Source organism: Romboutsia lituseburensis DSM 797 (assembly GCF_900103615.1).
Classification (GTDB): domain Bacteria; phylum Bacillota; class Clostridia; order Peptostreptococcales; family Peptostreptococcaceae; genus Romboutsia_F; species Romboutsia_F lituseburensis.
Map to the genome: position 1 here is coordinate 191,609 of NZ_FNGW01000004.1, position 18,985 is coordinate 210,593.

The following is an 18,985-nucleotide window of genomic DNA, read 5'->3' on the forward strand; positions in this document are numbered from 1 at the left end:
ATGAAACAAAAAAAAACACGTCAGGGGATAATTCAAGCATTTAATGCTGCAATAGAAGGTATTTTATATACTTTTAAATCAGAAAGGAATATGAAAATACATTATTGTGTAGCAGTTATAGTGCTTTTAGCAAGTCTATTTTTTATAGATAATAGACTTGAAATGATAATGCTAATATTTTCTATAAGTTTAGTTGTAATATCTGAGATGTTTAATACTGCTATAGAAAAGACAATAGATATGGTAACAGATACTTATCACCCTCTGGCTAAAATAGCAAAAGATGTTGCAGCAGGAGGCGTACTAATAGCAACTTTAAATTCAGTTGCTGTAGGATATCTTATATTTTATAATAAATTAACTACTATATCTGATTCATTAATATATACAATTAGGCAATCTCAGTTGCATGTGACTTTAATTTGTATAGTATTAGTTCTTATAGCAGTAGTTGTAGTAAAAGCACTAACATCAACTGGAACACCCCTAAAAGGAGGTATGCCTAGTGGTCATGCAGCATTAGCATTTGCAATGGCTACATTGGTAACGCTTATAGAAGCAGGCCTTACAGTATCAACGTTATCTTATTTAATGGCAGTACTTGTAGCTCAAAGTAGGATAGAGGGTAAAATACATACGTTTTGGGAGACTGTAGCTGGAGCTATTTTAGGAGTTTTAATAGGGCTTTTAGTATATCAACTTAAAATAGTTGGATAATAAATCAAAAACTTAAGGGGATGTGAATTAATTAGCAGACCTTATATAAAAAAGAAGTCTGCAAGACTTCTTTTTTATGTTATAATGTAAGGTACTAAATAAAAGTAATAAGAAAATGAGAAAATAAGAATATTTATTATATATTTATTATAATATAACTTATATAAAAAATAGGAGGCACATTATAATGGATAATAAACAATTATTAAAGATAGCTGAAGATGCAAGAAAATATTCTCACTCACCGTATTCAAACTTTAAAGTAGGAGCAGCCCTGTTAACTAAAAGTGGAAAAGTTTATACAGGATGTAACGTTGAATGTGCATCTTTTGGTGGGACTAATTGTGCTGAAAGAACTGCTATTTTTAAGGCTATATCAGAAGGCGATAATGAGATAGATAAAATAGCAATAGCAAGTGATAATTCAGAAAAAAATGAACCTACATATCCGTGTGGTATATGCAGACAGGTGATTTTAGAATTTGGAATAGATATAAAGATAGTAACAGGCTATTCAAAAGGCGATATATATGAATGCACAATAAAAGATTTAGTACCTAATTATTTTGCAGGTAGCGATTTTAGGGAAATTAAATAACGAAAGATTATAATATAGAGGAGAAATGACAAAATGTTTAAATCAGGATTTGTTAGTATAGTAGGTAGACCAAATGTAGGAAAATCTACTCTTATGAATAATGTAGTTGGAGAAAAAATAGCAATAATGAGTGATAAACCTCAAACTACAAGAAATACAATACAAGCGGTACATACAGATGAAGAGTGCCAAGTTGTATTTTTAGATACACCAGGAATACATAAACCAAAGAATAAATTAGGTGAGTTTATGGTAAAATCAGCTACTGATGCATTCAAAAATGTAGATGTAGTTTTATATGTAGTTGATGAGTCTAAAAAAATAGGTCCTGGAGATAGAATGATAATAGAAGATCTTAGAAGTATAAAAACTCCAGTGATATTAGTTATAAATAAAATGGATCAAATTGAAGAACAAGACTTATTTGATTTAATGAAAATGTATCATGCTGAAGGTGTATTTAAAGAGATAGTACCAATATCAGCTCTAAAAGGAAGAAATGTTAAGCAACTTTTAAAAGTAATTCAAAATTATCTAGAAGAAGGTCCTAAATACTTCCCTGATTATATGATAACAGATCAACCAGAAAGAGTTTTAGTATCAGAGCTAATAAGAGAAAAGGTTCTACACTATGTACATGATGAAATTCCTCATGGAGTTGCTGTTGAAATAGAAAAAATGAAATCTAGAAAAGATAAAGAAATAGTTGATATATCAGCTGTTATATATTGTGAAAGAGACTCTCATAAGGGTATAATAATAGGTAAGAATGGAAGAAAGTTAAAAGGAATAGGAAAATCAGCTAGAGAAGACATAGAATTACTTTTAGGATCTCAAGCGAATCTTCAGTTATGGGTTAAAGTAAAAGAGAACTGGAGAAACCTACAAAATTATGTGAGTAATTTTGGATATACTGAAAAATAAAGGTGGATTATATGGATAGGAAACAAGATGCTTCCCAGGATTTATTAAGTGAAGTCAAGATATTAATAGAAAACAACAAAATATTAGAATTAAGAGAATTACTTGAAGAATATCATATAATAGATATTTTTGATATTATGGAACATCTAGAAGAAGATATGAAAATAAAGTTATTTGAAGTTCTTCCTCTAGATATGGCTGCGTCAATATTAGAAGAAAGCGATGCGGAGTTTTTTAGCACTATATTATCTAAAATAGACATAGACCATAGACGAAACATATTAGAATTAATGTCTTTAGACGATATGGCAGATATACTAAGTCAGCTACACGAAGATGAAAGAGAAGAAATAATGGAGCTTTTGAGTCAAGAAGATGCTGATGATGTAAAAGAGTTGTTAATCTACGAAGAAGAATCTACAGGTGGTATTATGACCACTGGATATATAGAAATAAATAAAGATATGACAGCTAAGCAGGCTATAAAGCATATGAGAGAAAATGCTCAAGATGCAGAAACTATATATTATATATATGTAGTTGATAATGATGAAAGATTAGTTGGTGTATTATCATTAAGGGAATTAATAACTGCACGAGATGCTAGTATAGTTGAAGATTTAATGAGTGAAAATATTATTTCTGTTTATGTAGATGAAGATAGAGAAGAAGCTGTAAGGCTGGTATCGAAGTATAACTTAATAGCAATACCTGTTATAGATAGACAACAAAAGCTAAAAGGAATAATAACAGTAGATGATATAATTGATGTAATGGAAGAAGAAGCAAGTGAAGATATGTATAAGTTTGCAGGTACATCAGAACAAGAAAGGGAGTTCGTTGAAAAAGTAAATCCAACTCCTAAAGATCAAATATTTTCTTCTGTCAGAGCTAGAATACCATGGCTTGCTATAACTTTAATAGGTGGATTAATATCAAGTTTAATACTTTCTAATTTAGATTTTGTAATGAATCCAACTTATAGATCTTTAGTATTCTTTATACCTGTTGTTATAGGTATGGGAGGAAATATAGGAACTCAGTCGTCAGTATTAACTGTAATGGCTCTTTCTAATAAAGATTTAGAGTTTAGTAATGTTATAAGAGAAGGTATTGTAGGCTTTATTACGGGTATAATATGTTCAATACTTGTAGGTATTGCAACATATATATTTATACAAGATATAAATATAGTTTTAATTGTATCGATATCTTTATTTATAAATATGATATTAGGAGCAATGATAGGTGCATTTATGCCTGTTTTATTCAAAAAGTTAGATGTAGATCCATCTATAATATCAGCTCCAGTTATAGCTACAGCCCTTGATATCACAGGCATAGCTATATATATATTTATTACTACTATATTATTGTCAAAAATTGTCTAATAACTTCATGTATTATTTACCCTCTTCTTACTAAAAATATAATTATAACCGTAAGAAGGGGGTTTTTTAAAAATGAACAATTTATGTTGGGAAGTTTTTAAAAAGACGGGTAGTATAGAAGCCTATCTGTATTTACAGGATTGTAAAAGTTTACATCAAGAAAATGAAGATATGAGGGAGATAGAAACCGACTATGATAATATTGAACACCCAGGGGATAGTACTTAAAGCTGTAAGGTACGAAGAAAATGATGTAATATTAACTTTGTTTACAAGAAAGCTTGGTAAGATTGCTGCATTAGCAAAAGGTGCGAAAAAAAATAAAAGTTCTTTGCTTTCATCTTCGCAGCTTTTCTCTTATTCAAACTACACTCTTAAAAAGCAGGGAAGTATGTACAGAGTAAGTCAAAGTGATATCATAAAAAGTTTTTATGATATTTCTTATGATATAGAAGCTTTTTCGTACGCAACTTACATTACTAAGTTAGTGGAGGGATCCACTCTTGAGAATCAAACTAACAATAGGCTGTTTATACTACTTGCCCAAACTCTACACTTGTATACACAACCAGATGTAGATAAAAAATATATAACTAGAGCATTTGAATTAAAGTTCTTAGATTATATAGGTTTTAAGCCAGTAGTGAATAGATGTTGTGGATGTGGCACTAAGAATTTAGGCAAACCTACTTTTAATGTGTATGAAGGTGGAACATTGTGCAAAATATGTAGTGAAAATAGTGAAAATAACTTAGATATTGATATAACAACTTTGAAACTAATGGAATATATATTAAGTAATGATATATTACAGTGCAGTAAAGCGAAAGTTTCAAAGTATATAACTTATGAGTTAGGTAAAATATTAAAACAATATCTAAATATTTATGTTGACAATGTGAATTTAAAATCATTAAACTTATTACAAAGCATACAAAATAATAAGGGAGTTGATAAGGGTGAGTAGCAATATAAGTATAGAAAAGTTAGATGCAGTTACAGAAAGAGTTCCAAATGCAACTTATGCAGATGCTAAAAAAGCTCTTCTAGAATGTGATGGAGATGTAATAGAAGCTGTAATTTTACTAGAATCACAAAAAGGATTTGGAAGTAAAACAAAACAAGCTAAAAAAACAGTAGAACAAGTATTTTCTAAAGATAATGAAGATCTTAAAGATTTAAAAGTTCAAGTTAAAGAACTTTTAAAGAAAAGTAGTGTGATAAGAGTTATAGTTGAAAAAAATGGAAAAGTAGTAATGAATATACCTTTAACAGTAGGTGTTGTAGGTTTAGCACTAGGTCCATTAGTTACATTAGTTGGTTTATCGGCAGCAGTTATAGGAAAATATAACATAATGATTCAAAATGAAGATGATGGATCAATTGTCGATTTAGGAGAACTAAATGAAGAAAAACTTAATATGCTAAAACAAATGTTAACTAATACAGCAAAAGAAGTTAAAGATGTTGTAGTAGATAATAAAAAAGATGATAAAGATATAACTGACGAACTTATGAAAGAAGATGAAAGTATAACTATAAATCTAGATAAAAAAGATGAGTAGAATGTCAGTATTTAGCATTCACATTGACAAAAATTAAAGAATTTGATATTCTAAAAGTTAGAAAAGAACTGATAAAAGGCCTTTCGTAGAAACGAAAGGCTTTTTCAAATAATAAACGATAAACGAAGTCGTAAGCTTATAGGAGGTACTCTCATGAATTTTCAAAATATGATACTAACATTGCAAAATTACTGGGCTAAGCAAGGATGTATCATGATGCAACCTTATGATGTGGAAAAAGGTGCCGGAACAATGAATCCAAACACTCTTTTAAGATCGTTAGGTCCAGAACCTTGGAAAGTATGTTACGTAGAACCATCTAGAAGACCAGCAGATGGTAGATATGGTGAAAATCCAAATAGATTATATCAACATCATCAATTCCAAGTTATATTAAAGCCATCACCAGACAATATACAAGAGCTATATTTAGAAAGTTTAAAGCAAATTGGTATAGACCCAAAAGAACATGATATAAGATTTGTCGAAGATAACTGGGAGTCTACAACAGTTGGTGCTTGGGGACTTGGATGGGAAGTATGGTTAGATGGAATGGAAATTACTCAATTTACATATTTCCAACAAGTTGGAGGTATCGAGTGTGAACTTGAAACTGGAGAAATAACATATGGACTTGAAAGACTTGCTATGTACATACAAGAAGTTGACAGTGTTTATGACTTAATGTGGAATGATGAGTTAACTTATGGAGATATATTTAAGCAAGCTGAATATGAAAATTCTGTATATGCATTTGAAGCATGTGATGCGGATATGTTATTTAATTTATTTGATACATATGAAAAAGAAGCTACTAACCTTATAGAAAGAAACTTGGTAATACCAGCATATGATTATGTTTTAAAATGCTCTCATACATTTAATACATTAGATGCTAGAGGTGCTGTAGGAGTAAGTCAAAGAGCATCATTTATAGGTAGAGTAAGAAATATGGCAAGAAGTGTTTCTTCTGCATATGTTAAACAAAGAGAAGAAATGGGATTCCCACTTATAAAGGAGGGTAAATAGTAATGAATAACTATCTTTTATTTGAAGTTGGAGTTGAAGAACTACCATCAAGATTTGTTGAGTCTACATTAGGACAAATAAAAAGTAACTTAACTAAATTATTTAAAGAAAATAGAATAAACTTTAATGATATAAAAACTTATGGAACTCCAAGAAGATTAACTTTTGTAGTTGAAGGTATAAGTGATAAACAAAGTGATTTAGAAGAAGAAGTTAAAGGTCCTTCTAAAAAAATTGCAATAGATGCAGAAGGAAACTTTACAAAACCAGCACTTGGATTTATGAAAAGTAAAGGTCTTAAAGAAGAAGATGTAGTATTTAAGACTGTTGGAAAAGATGAATACATATTCGGAACTATAAGACAAGCAGGTTGTGATACATCACAAGTACTAAAAACGATACTGCCAGAAGCTGTTAAGTCTGTAGTATTCCCTAAAGCAATGCGTTGGGGTGGAAAAAATATGAAATTTGCTAGACCTATAAGATGGATGGTAACATTATTAAATGATAATGTACTTGAAGTAGACTTAGAAGGCATAGTTTCGTCAAATGTTACTAAAGGACATAGATTCTTAGGGAAAAGCGAGTTTGAAGTAACTTCACTTGAAGATTATTTTGCTAAATTAGAAGAAAATTATGTAATATTAGAGCAAGTGAAAAGAAAAGAAATAATTAAAAAACAATGTATAGAAGTAGCAAAATCATTAGGTGGAGAAATTGAATTTGATGAAGATTTATTAGAAGAGGTAACTCATCTAGTAGAATATCCAACAGCATTTTATGGAGAATTCGATGCAGATTATGCTAAACTTCCAAAAGAAGTCGTAACTACACCAATGCAACAACATCAAAGATATTTCCCTGTTCTTAAAGATGGTAAGTTATTACCAAACTTTATAGCAGTTAGAAATGGTGATGATTACAAAATAGAGAATGTTAAAAAAGGTAATGAAAAAGTTTTAGAAGCTAGACTTGCAGATGCACTATTTTTCTATAAAGAAGATACTAAAAAGAGTTTAGAAAGCTATATAGAAAAATTAAAGAGTGTAGTATTCCAAGCTAAGCTAGGTACAGTTTACGATAAAACTTTAAGAATAGAAAAATTAAGTACAGATATACTTAATTTATTAGATTTATCTAATGAAAATGAAGATACAAAGAGAGCTGCAAAACTTTGCAAAGCTGACTTAGTTACAGGAATGGTATTTGAATTTACAGAACTTCAAGGGATAATGGGAAGAGAGTATGCAAAAGTTAGTGGTGAAAATGAAGCAGTAAGTGAAGCTATATTTGAGCATTACTTACCTAGGTTTGCAGGAGATATACTTCCAAAAACAAACCCAGGTATAGCTTTATCTATAGCAGATAAATTAGATTCAATAGCAGGATTCTTTGCAATAGGTATACAACCAACTGGTTCACAAGATCCTTATGCATTAAGACGTCAAGCGTTAGGTATAATTAATATAATAATGGATAGCAAAATAGATGTAAGCTTAAAATCATTAGTAGAGCTAGCATTAGAAAATTATACTAACATAGAGTTCAACAAAGAAGAAGTTACAGCACAAATGATGGAATTCTTCAAAGAAAGAATCAAAAACTTATTCAGAGAATTAGGAATAAGATATGATGTTATAGATGCAGTATTAAGTTCTAATATAGATGATATATCTGATATGAACTTAAGAGCTATAGAACTTAACAACTGGTTACAAAAAGATGAATTAGTGGAAATGTTAACAGCATTCAATAGAGTTTCTACTTTAGCTCAAAAATCTGTTTCTAGTGAAGTGTCTGAAAGTTTATTAAAAGAAGATGCTGAAGTTAAGTTATACAATGAATTTAAAGTTATCAAAGAGAAAGTAAATGAACTACTGAATGAAAAAAAATACAGCGAGTCTCTAGATTGTTTTGCATCACTTAGACCATCAATAGATGCTATGTTTGATAGTGTTATGGTAATGGATAAGGATGAAGCTATAAAGAATAATAGATTAGGATTACTTAAACAGATATATGATACAATGTTAAGTATATGCGATTTATCTAAGATAGTTTATAAATAATATAGATGAGGCTAAAGGGGATTAACCTTTAGCCTTATTATCGTTTTTAAATATAAATAAGATATATAGGTTTGTGTAAGTATATAAGTTAGGTAAAAGTATGATAAAAATTGCACAAATTAGATTTAAAATTGGTTAATATAAGCAATAATATATTATAATAGAATGTATAATAAACAATTTAGCTACATTATTTAATAAATAAACCCCATTAATTAAGTTAAAAAACTAAATAGTGTACACTTAAAAATAAAAAGTATATAAAAAATAGAACAAAAACATTTACATGTGCATATAAATGGATATATAATATACTATATAAGGTGCAAGTGATAAATAGTATAGCACAAATGAAAGAAGGTGAGTATTATTCAACTTAATCAAAGACAATTAAAAATTATTGATATTGTAAAAGCTAATGAGCCTATAACAAGTGAAAGTATTGCTGCTCATTTAAATGTAACTCGTGCAACATTAAGATCTGATTTGGCTATATTAACTATGACAGGAATTCTAGACGCAAGACCGAAAGTTGGATATTTTTACTCTGGAGTTAGCGAAATTAATTTAATGAGCAACAAAATAAAAGATAAAAAAGTTGAAGATATAATGAGTATGCCTATATTAGTAAAAAAAGATATGAGCATATACGAAGTTATAGTAACAATGTTTTTAGCCGATGTAGGAAGCATCTTTATAATAGATGATGATGAGTTTCTATGTGGAATCGTATCTAGAAAAGATTTATTAAAAGCTACAATAGGAGGGGCAGATATTAATAAAATGCCTATAGGAATGATAATGACTAGAATGCCTAATGTAGTAACTATAACTAAGGATGAAGATATCGTATTAGCAGCTAAGAAAATAATAGAGCATGAAGTAGATTCTATACCTGTAATTGAATATGATAAGCATGACAAAACACAAGCTAAGGCTGTAGGTAGAATGTCTAAAACTAACATAACTAAGTTATTTTTAGAGTTGACTGACAATTAAGGAGGAATATATGGAAAATTTAATTATATATGTAATATCAGACTCTGTAGGTGAAACAGCGCAGCAAGTTACAAAGGCTGCTATATCTCAATTTAATATGAATGAAGATTATGAAATTAGGAGATTCCCTTATGTAGTAGATTCTAAATTTTTATTGGAAATACTAAATAGTGGTAAAAATGAAAATGCAATAATCGTATACACTTTAGTTGATGAAAATTTATTAAATACAACTAAGAGTTTCTGTGAAGAAGAAGGATTAAGCCATGTGGACTTAATGACACCCTTACTAAGAGAGATAACAAATAAAACTAATATAAAACCTAAAAGAGAGCCTGGTATCATAAGAAAATTAGATGAAAGCTACTTCAAAAGAGTTGAAGCTATAGAATTTGCTGTTAAATACGATGATGGAAAAGACCCAAGAGGTGTATTAAAGTCAGATATTGTATTAGTTGGAATATCGAGAACATCGAAAACACCACTAAGTATGTATCTAGCTAATAAGAATATAAAGGTTGCCAATGTTCCTTTAGTTCCAGAAATACCTATACCTAAAGAGGTATTTGAAATAAATCCGAAAAAAATTATAGGTCTTACTAATACTCCAGAGAAACTTAACATAATAAGACAAGAAAGACTTAAGGCGTTAGGATTATCGAGCAATGCAAGTTATGCTAACTTAGAAAGAATACTTCAAGAGTTAGATTATTCAGAGCAAATAATGAAAAGAATAGGATGTCCTGTAATAGATGTATCTAGCAAAGCAATAGAAGAAACAGCAGGAATTATTCTTGATATTATGAAAGAAAATGGGTTAAGAGTGTACAAAGACGGCGAAAAATAAAATTCGCTAAAAATAAATTAATGGGGTGTTTAAATAATGGAAGCTAAATATGTTTATAGTTTTAATGAAGGTAATAAAGAAATGAAATCTTTACTTGGAGGTAAAGGTGCAAACCTTGCTGAAATGACAAAAATAGGATTACCGGTCCCTCCAGGTTTTACAATTACTACAGATGCATGTAATGATTATTATATAAATAGTGAAACAATAAGAGATGAAATAGTAAAAGAAATAGAAAAACATTTAGAAAATCTAGAAAATAATTTAAATAAAAAATTAGGATGCCACGAAAATCCACTTTTATTATCAGTTCGTTCAGGTGCAGTATTCTCTATGCCTGGTATGATGGATACAATATTAAACTTAGGATTAAATGATATAAGCGTACAAGCTTTATCTAAAGCAACTCAAAATGAAAGATTTGCATATGATAGTTATAGAAGATTTATACAAATGTTCTCTGATGTAGCAATGGGAATACCTAAGTATAAATTTGAAAATGTACTAGATGATGCAAAAGAAAGTAAAGGATACAAGTTTGATACTGAATTAACAGTAGAAGATTTAAAAGAAATAGTAAAAAAATACAAAGAAATTTATAAAAAAGAAATAAGACAAGAGTTCCCAGAAGAACCAAAGGAACAATTAATGCTTGCTATAAAGGCAGTATTTAAATCATGGAATAATCCACGTGCAACAATATATCGTAAGTTAAATGATATAGCTCATAATTTAGGAACAGCAGTAAATATTCAATCTATGGTATTTGGAAATATGGGTGAAACTAGTGGTACAGGAGTAGCATTTACAAGAAACCCATCAACAGGAGAGAATAAACTTTTTGGAGAATTCCTAATAAATGCACAGGGAGAAGATGTAGTTGCAGGAATAAGAACACCTCAAAATATATCTTCACTTAAAGATGTTATGCCAAAAGCATACGATGAATTTGTGAAAATTACTTCTATACTTGAAAATCATTATAAAGATATGCAAGATATAGAGTTTACTATAGAAAGAGAAAAATTATATATATTACAAACTAGAAATGGAAAGAGAACAGCAAGTGCATCTATAAATATAGCTGTTGACTTAGTTGATGACAAAATTATAGATGAAAAAGAAGCTTTAATGAGAATTGATCCTAAGCAATTAGATCAATTATTACATCCAAGCTTTGAAAGTAAAGCTTTAAATCAAGCTACAGTTATAGCTAAAGGATTACCAGCATCTCCAGGTGCAGCAAGTGGAAAAGTTTACTTTAATGCTGAAGATGTTGTTAAAGCGCATGAAAAAGGTGAAGAAGCTATACTTGTAAGACTTGAAACATCACCTGAAGATATAGAAGGTATGATTTGTGCAGAAGGTATTCTTACTGCAAGAGGTGGAATGACATCTCATGCAGCCGTTGTAGCTCGTGGTATGGGTAAATGTTGTGTTGCTGGATGTTCAGAAATCAAAGTAGATGAACATAATAAAGAAATAAGAACAGAAAATGCAGTAATACAAGAAGGTGAATATATCTCATTAGACGGTTCAACAGGTTGTGTATATATAGGAGCTGTTGAAAAAACAGACGTATCATTAACAGGTAACTTTGAGGTGTTAATGACATGGGTAGATAAATATAGAGATATGATGGTAAGAACAAATGCGGATAATCCAAGAGATGCTGCTTGTGCAGTTAAATTTGGAGCTGAAGGAATAGGATTATGTAGAACTGAGCATATGTTCTTTGAAGAAGATAGAATACCAGCAGTAAGAGAAATGATACTATCAAAAACATTAGAACAAAGAGTAGTTGCACTAGAAAAATTATTACCAATGCAAAGAAAAGATTTCTTTGAAATATTTAAAGTTATGGATGGTAAATGTGTAAATATAAGACTACTAGATCCACCATTACATGAATTCTTACCTCATGATGAAGAATCTATAAATAGCTTAGCTAATATAATGAAACTAGATCCTAGTGAGATAAAAAGAAGAATAGTAGATTTAGATGAGTTTAACCCTATGCTTGGACATAGAGGGTGTAGATTAGCAATAACATTCCCAGAAATATATGATATGCAAGCTAAGGCTATAATACAAGGTGCAATACAAGCAACTAAAGAAGGTGTAAAAGTAATACCTGAAATAATGATACCTTTAGTTGGTGAAGTAAAAGAATTAAAAGTAATAAGAGAAATGATAAAAGAAACTATAGATAATATAATAGCACAAGAAGGCTTAAAAATAGATTATACGATAGGAACAATGATAGAAATACCTAGAGCTTGTTTAACTGCTGATGAAATAGCTCAAGAAGCAGACTTCTTTAGCTTTGGTACTAATGACTTAACTCAAATGACTTTTGGATATTCAAGAGATGATGCAGGCAAGTTCTTAGGAGAATATGTAAATAGAGAGTTATTAGAGAAAGATCCATTTGAGGTATTAGATCAAAAAGGTGTTGGAAAATTAGTTGAAATGGGTGTTAAATTAGGAAAAAGCGCTAAACCAAATTTAAAACTAGGTATATGTGGAGAACATGGAGGAGAACCTTCAACAGTAGAATTTTGCTATAATTTAGGACTTAACTATGTATCTTGCTCACCATTTAGAGTTCCAATAGCAAGACTTGCAGCAGCTCAAGCAGCAATTAAAAAAAATAAATAAGTTTAAATAAAAAATAAATCTCTTACTTAATATAAACATAGTTAAAATGTTTAGTTAGGTAAGAGATTTTTTAGTTATATTAAATTTTCACATATAGCTCATATATTGCATATTATATATTGAAATGTTTTGAAATTTAGTTATATATAGAATGGGGGGAATAATATGACTAAATGTCCAAGGTGCGGGAAAGAGGTATCTTCAAGACCAGGAACTATATGTCCTAGATGTGGATTAAAAGTATATGAAGCTAATGAGAAAATTAGATGTCCAGAACCAAATTGTAAAGCTTTGGTTTCTAAAAAATTAGAATACTGTCCAAAGTGTGGTTGTAAATTAAAAAACTATAATTTTTCTGATTTTATTAAGATGGCAAGATGTAAAATTGATGAAAGTTTAAATCAAAAAGAATAAAGGTTGCTAATTTTTAGCAACCTTTTTTATAATTCTAGTAATTATAAGTTATCCATTTAGGATAATATTCTTATAAAATAGAATTTCAACAAAATCATCTTTAAAAATTTTAGATTAAGATTTTGTTTTAATATAGAAGTGAATAATTATAGGCTAATTTAGTATTTCGAATTCTTATTTATAAATAAACAAGATATATATTTAAGGTAGGATTAAATATATGAAAAGAAATATTTTACTACTACAATAATAATATGAATTTTTTTTAATAAGGTTACTAATTTTTTGAAAAATTAAAAAAAGAAACTACTTTGTAGTTTCTTTTTCTATTTCTATATCCCAACCAAAATATCCATTATCTTTTTTTGAATATTTTAAGATAGCATCAAATTTATTTCCTTGTTTAGAAGTTAGAGACTTAACCTTGGCTTGTCCATTTTTTAAAATACTTTTTACCATAGTTTTATTAGGCTTTTTCTTATAATACTCTAAAAACTTATCATTTTTCCATATACCAAATCTACATTCTTTATAGTTATTACAAATGTAGCCTTTTTCTATTTCAACTACATCTGATTGACAAATAGGGCATTTACCTAAAGATTCATTAGTTATACTAGGTGACTTTGTATTTTTAGACTTGGGTTCACTAGATGATTTATGTGATTCTTTAGTAAATTTCTTAGTTTTAGGATTATATATATAATTTTCAGTGCTTATATTTTTAGGTGAATCATTTTTTATTAAATTAACATTTGAATATATAAAGTTCATTATATTAGTTAAGTATTCTTTTCTAGTAAAAGTTCCTTTTTGAATATCACTTAGACTTTTTTCTAGTTTACCTGTATAGTCTACATCTAACAAATCTTTTACAGGGAATATTTCAACTAAGTTTTTACCTAAATCAGTTATTGCATAAGATTTTCCTTTTTTATTAACATATCCAACTTGAAGAATTTTCTTTAAAACGTCAGCACGTGTAGCTGAAGTACCTATTGAATACCCTGATAAAACAGTAGTATCATCATCTGAAACATTTTTACCACAGTTTTTCATAGCCTTAAGTAAAGTATCTTCAGTATAAGGCTTAGGAGGTGTAGTTTGTTTAGTTAAAGGCTTTATATCTATAACATCAACTATTTCATCCTTATTTACAATAGGAAGTAAATCATCTTTTTCCTCTTTATTATAAACTTCAAGATATCCTTTTGTTTTTAAAACCTTACCTTTAGTTAAAAATATATTACTATCTACATCCGTTTTGATTTCAGTATTTTCATATTCAGCAGGTGGCATAAAGTTAGCAATGAATCTATCTTTAATAGCATTATATACTATTGATTCGTCTTTACTTAAATTATTAGGAATTATATATGTAGGTGTTATAGCACTATGGCTATCAACTTTAGAAGAATCAAAAACTCTTTTTGTTTTAGAGAATTTAATTTTATCTTCATAAGGTAAACCTAATTTTAGTTTATCTAAAGCTTGTGATACTTTAGATGCTAAACTTTCTTCTAAGTAAATTGAATCAGTTCTAGGGTATGTTATATACCCACCTTTACCTTTACCTTCATATAACGACTGACATACACTTAAAACTTTATCAGATGTGAAATTTGAATACTTTGATGTAATATATCCTTGTAAAGATGTTAAACTGAAAAGTTTTGGTGCATATTCTTTAGACATACTAACCTTTTTATCCAATATCTTACCAGTATCAGACTTTATGCTATTTATAACTTCATTAACTTCTTCGATTGTATCGAATTTACTTTCTTTACCTTTTATATATTTACCTTTATATTCTCCGTTATCACATTTAAAATGTCCTTCTATTTCATAATAAGTTTTAGGAATAAAGTTTAAAATTTCCATATCTCTGTCATAAACTAACTTTACGGTAGGAAGTATTACACGACCTATGTTAAGTAACTTACCATTACCATATTTTAAAGTAGCTACAGACGTAAAGTTAATTCCTATAAGCCAGTCTGTTATAAGTCTAGTGTATCCAGCTGCCTGCAGATTTCTCATATCACAATCATCTTTTAAGTTATTTATACCTCTTGTAATATCTTCAGGTGTCCATTCATTTACAAGGATCCTTTTTACAGGTTTTTTATTTTTTGCAAGTAAAAAGATTAAAAAGGAGATTAACTCTCCCTCGCGATCATTATCTGTAGCATTTATAATATACTCAATATCATCTCTATGTAAAAGTTTTTTTACTATATCAAACTGCTTTTTCTTAGAACTATCAACTTTAAATTTAAATTTTTCATTAGGTATAAAAGGAAAATTATCCATTCTCCATGAACCAGAGTATCTATCTTTATCATAATCTTTCATATCGTATAAACCAACTAGATGTCCAACTGCATATGTAACTATATATCCATTTCCTTCGAAATATCCGTCACATCTTGTTTTAGCACCTAAAAATGATGCTATTGTTTTTGCAACTGATGGTTTTTCGGCTAATATTAGTTTCATAAAGAACCTCCCTTCAAATTAGTCAAAATTTTACATCATAACCTTAAATATATTATCATAAAAAAAGAAAAGACTGCAAGGCAGTCTATAAATTATAATTAAAATTATTGTTATTATTAGTGAATCCTTTTATATAACAATCAAGGAAATTTCCATTTTCACACTCATCCATTAAGTTTACAAATGCTAAATGATTTACATTAGTAGGATTTAAGTTTTTTAAATGATAGTTTAAAGTTAATCCTGAAATAGTACAAGATGATTCTGGCTTAATGTAAACCCTTTGAGTATCAGATAAAGATGTGAAAATTTCATAACATTTAGAGTCATCGATTAAATAAGCGTAATCAATAAGATTGTTAAGTTGAGGATATTTAATATATAATTTTTCAACTATATCAAGTTCTGTATCATTATTAAATTTATTTTTATATCCACCTAATATAATGTATAAATTTTCTTTAAATAAAGATTTAAAATTAACTATTAGATCTCTAGTAAAGAAATCTAATTCTAAAGGTAAATAAATATATAATGGATTATTATTATCTACATTTATATTACAGTCATCTAATAAATCCAATAAAATTGATGTAGTTATATTTGTGTAGTTTTTAAAGTTAAGGTCAGTATACATTATATATAAGTTCCCGTATAAGTTTGCCTCATAAAGGACTTCTAACTTTTGCTTCATCCAAGGTATAGGTAATAAGTTCATTTTATTCCTCCTAAAATATTATTTTAAAAATTAGTTAAGAAAAATAGATTAGTTAAAATAATTTAGTATATAATAGTTATATAAAATCACAAAAGGAGAGATTAGATGTATACACTTAAAATAAAAAAGCTACATGAAGATGCCATAATCCCTAGTTTTGCACATAAAGGTGATGCTGGTATGGATTTATATTCGATAGAGGAGGTAAAGATTCCTTCTACAGAATCAAGACTTATAAAAACTGGAATAAGTCTTGAATTACCAAAAAATACGGAAGCTCAAGTTAGACCAAGAAGTGGATTAGCCCTTAAACACTCTGTGACGGTATTAAACACACCAGGAACAATAGACGAAGGATATAGAGGGGAAGTGGGTGTTATTTTAATAAATCATGGAAAAGAAGACTTTATAGTAACTAAAAATATGAAGATAGCTCAGATGGTAGTAAAACCTATCTATGATATAAATATATTAGAAGTAAATGAATTAAATGACACTGATAGAGGTGAAGGTGGATTTGGATCTACTGGATATTAAATATAAAGTAAAAAAGATTGCTAAAATAATTAGCAATCTTTTTTATTTTGTATATAATACCAACTACTAGACTTGAGCAAAGGATCTGTTTTTTAGGTAATTGGCGATAGGAGCGAAGTGACTTTTTAGAAATTAAATTTATTATATGTACTGTATAAATTAATATAAATATTAATTTGAAAAAATAGTTTAATTTGGAATTAATTTGAAAATAATCTGTAAATTTATTACAGTTTTCTATTTTTATAGACATAAACTTACAAATTTGCCATAATAGTATTACAGCTCTAATTGCTTTATTATACTTAAAATTATATAAAAGATAAATAAATATAGGATAGATAATATCCTATTTTATTATAAATTAAGCAGATAACAATCAAAATTTTTATAAATATAAAATACATATAAGGCTTAAAAAATATATATAGCTTTATACATAAAGTAATAATGTTAAATTAGGAAGGAGAGGAGTAAATTACAGAGCTTATGCCTGTAATAAAAATTTATGGATAAGAATAAAAAACAAGTGGCTGCTAGCTTATTAGCTACATCAATAGTAGTGCCAATGGCAGTTACTATATCTCATGCAGATGAAGAAAATATACAACAAGTAAATATAAATGAAGATAATACAAATCAAAGAAGTATAGATTATAGATCTATAACAGGAAATTCAGTTAATTTTAGAAAGGGTCCAGGAACAAATTATTCATCTATTGGAAAGTTAAATAAAGGATATAAGGTTGAATATATAGGTAAGAGTGGATCATGGATCAATGTAAAATATAATGGTCAAGTTGGTTATGTACATGGAGATTATGTCTCAACATCAGGAAACTCAAATACAACACCTCCAACTGATAATTCAGATAATACTGTAAAATCAACTAAGGTTGTAAATGGAAACTCAGTAAACTTTAGAAAGGGACCAAGTACAAGCTATTCATCTATAGGAAAGTTAAATAAAGGTGATAAAGTAGGATATATATCTGAATCAAATGGATGGTCTAAAATAAGTTATAATGGTCAGATAGGATACATGTCTAGTCAATATTTATCTAATTCAGATGGAAACGTTAATCCGCCATCTGGAAATACAGATGAATCAGTAAAGTCTACTAAAGTTGTAAATGGAAATTCAGTAAACTTTAGAAAAGGACCAAGTACAAGTTATTCATCTATAGGAAAGTTAAATAAAGGATATGAAGTAGGATATATATCTGAATCAAATGGATGGTCTAAGATAAAATATAATGGTCAAATAGGGTATATATCTAGCCAATATCTATCAAATAAAGATGAAAGCGTTAATCCACCATCAGGAAATACGGATGAATCAGTAAAATCAACTAAGGTTGTAAATGGAAACTCAGTAAACTTTAGAAAAGGACCAAGTACAAGTTATTCGTCTATAGGAAAGCTAAATAAAGGATATGAAGTAGGATACATATCTGAATCAAACGGATGGTCTAAGATAAAATACAATGGTCAAATAGGGTATATATCTAGCCAATATCTATCAAATAAAGATGATATATCTTCAGGTGGAAATAATGAAAATATACCATCAAGTGAAAAAGCTGATAAGGTAATCAACTTTGGTAAAACATTATTAGGCAAGCCATATGTGTGGGGTGCAGAAGGTCCTAACAGTTTTGACTGCTCAGGATTTACTCAATATGTATTTAAAAAATCTGTAGGAGTGAGTATACCAAGAGTTTCTAGAGACCAAAGTAAATTTGGTCAATCAGTAAGTAGAAGCAATCTACAAAAAGGAGACTTAATATTCTTTGATACTGATGGATCAAATAATGGTTATGTAAGTCATGTTGGTATCTATATGGGTGGAAATCAATTTATACATGCATCATCAAGTGGTAAAAAAGTAATTATATCTAATATGAGTAGCTATTACAATAATGCATTTGTAAATGCAAGAAGAGTATTATAATATATTAAATATAAAAGTATGCAAAATTAATTTTTGCATACTTTTTTTATTGTATTTAAG

General features: G+C 28.6%; 17 protein-coding genes. 15 read left to right on the forward strand and 2 right to left on the reverse strand.

Annotated features, from left to right (window positions below; all coding sequences use genetic code 11):
• From BLP75_RS09205 to BLP75_RS09265, 13 genes are all read left to right on the forward strand, one after another.
• The gene (locus tag BLP75_RS09205; protein WP_092725519.1) at positions 1-717 is read left to right on the forward strand and encodes a diacylglycerol kinase; all 717 of its coding nucleotides are present in this window, start codon (positions 1-3) and stop codon (positions 715-717) included.
• 187 nt (positions 718-904) lie between these two features.
• On the forward strand, positions 905-1,315 hold the full coding sequence (cdd, locus tag BLP75_RS09210; protein ID WP_092725520.1) for a cytidine deaminase: 411 nt from the start codon (positions 905-907) through the stop codon (positions 1,313-1,315).
• Between the two features lie 33 nt (positions 1,316-1,348).
• Complete coding sequence (gene era, locus BLP75_RS09215) at positions 1,349-2,239, forward strand: GTPase Era (RefSeq protein ID WP_092725521.1); 891 nt, start codon at positions 1,349-1,351, stop codon at positions 2,237-2,239.
• Between the two features lie 11 nt (positions 2,240-2,250).
• A complete protein-coding gene (gene mgtE / locus BLP75_RS09220; RefSeq protein ID WP_170139058.1) occupies positions 2,251-3,630 on the forward strand; it encodes a magnesium transporter in 1,380 nt (459 codons plus the stop codon).
• Between the two features lie 72 nt (positions 3,631-3,702).
• Positions 3,703-3,858, forward strand: coding sequence for a YqzL family protein (locus tag BLP75_RS09225; RefSeq protein ID WP_092725523.1), 156 nt, complete (start codon positions 3,703-3,705; stop codon positions 3,856-3,858).
• Positions 3,824-4,597, forward strand: coding sequence for a DNA repair protein RecO (gene recO / locus BLP75_RS09230; RefSeq protein WP_092725524.1), 774 nt, complete (start codon positions 3,824-3,826; stop codon positions 4,595-4,597). Before BLP75_RS09225 ends, recO begins: the two co-directional genes overlap by 35 nt.
• On the forward strand, positions 4,590-5,195 hold the full coding sequence (locus tag BLP75_RS09235; RefSeq protein ID WP_092725525.1) for a DUF4342 domain-containing protein: 606 nt from the start codon (positions 4,590-4,592) through the stop codon (positions 5,193-5,195). The genes recO and BLP75_RS09235 overlap by 8 nt, the downstream gene beginning before the upstream one ends.
• 153 nt (positions 5,196-5,348) lie before the next feature.
• Positions 5,349-6,224: a glycine--tRNA ligase subunit alpha gene (gene glyQ, locus BLP75_RS09240; RefSeq protein WP_092725526.1), complete on the forward strand. Its 876-nt coding sequence runs from the start codon at positions 5,349-5,351 to the stop codon at positions 6,222-6,224.
• Between the two features lie 2 nt (positions 6,225-6,226).
• The gene (gene glyS / locus BLP75_RS09245; RefSeq protein WP_092725527.1) at positions 6,227-8,293 is read left to right on the forward strand and encodes a glycine--tRNA ligase subunit beta; all 2,067 of its coding nucleotides are present in this window, start codon (positions 6,227-6,229) and stop codon (positions 8,291-8,293) included.
• A gap of 360 nt (positions 8,294-8,653) precedes the next feature.
• Positions 8,654-9,292 (forward strand): transcriptional regulator CcpN, encoded by a 639-nt coding sequence (gene ccpN, locus BLP75_RS09250; protein ID WP_092725528.1) that lies wholly within the window; start codon positions 8,654-8,656, stop codon positions 9,290-9,292.
• Between the two features lie 10 nt (positions 9,293-9,302).
• Positions 9,303-10,139, forward strand: a complete 837-nt coding sequence (locus tag BLP75_RS09255; protein WP_092725529.1) for a pyruvate, water dikinase regulatory protein — start codon at positions 9,303-9,305, stop codon at positions 10,137-10,139.
• A gap of 36 nt (positions 10,140-10,175) precedes the next feature.
• Positions 10,176-12,800 carry a pyruvate, phosphate dikinase gene (gene ppdK / locus BLP75_RS09260; RefSeq protein ID WP_092725530.1) on the forward strand — a complete coding sequence of 875 codons (2,625 nt, stop codon included), beginning with the start codon at positions 10,176-10,178 and terminating at the stop codon, positions 12,798-12,800.
• A 165-nt stretch (positions 12,801-12,965) separates the two neighbouring features.
• Positions 12,966-13,214, forward strand: a complete 249-nt coding sequence (locus BLP75_RS09265; protein ID WP_092725531.1) for a zinc ribbon domain-containing protein — start codon at positions 12,966-12,968, stop codon at positions 13,212-13,214.
• A 306-nt stretch (positions 13,215-13,520) separates the two neighbouring features.
• Here the strand turns inward: BLP75_RS09265 and BLP75_RS09270 are convergent, their stop codons facing one another.
• On the reverse strand, positions 13,521-15,716 hold the full coding sequence (locus tag BLP75_RS09270) for a DNA topoisomerase (protein WP_092725532.1): 2,196 nt from the start codon (positions 15,714-15,716) through the stop codon (positions 13,521-13,523).
• 85 nt (positions 15,717-15,801) lie between these two features.
• Entirely contained in the window at positions 15,802-16,434 is a 633-nt protein-coding gene (locus BLP75_RS09275) for a hypothetical protein (protein WP_092725533.1), read from the reverse strand.
• Between the two features lie 105 nt (positions 16,435-16,539).
• On the opposite strand from BLP75_RS09275, the gene dut reads away from it, so the two are divergent.
• Together dut and BLP75_RS09285 are read left to right on the forward strand one after the other, a co-directional pair.
• The gene (gene dut, locus BLP75_RS09280) at positions 16,540-16,971 is read left to right on the forward strand and encodes a dUTP diphosphatase (RefSeq protein WP_092725534.1); all 432 of its coding nucleotides are present in this window, start codon (positions 16,540-16,542) and stop codon (positions 16,969-16,971) included.
• A 508-nt stretch (positions 16,972-17,479) separates the two neighbouring features.
• Positions 17,480-18,925, forward strand: a complete 1,446-nt coding sequence (locus BLP75_RS09285; protein WP_092725535.1) for a C40 family peptidase — start codon at positions 17,480-17,482, stop codon at positions 18,923-18,925.
• Positions 18,926-18,985 lie beyond the last annotated feature (60 nt).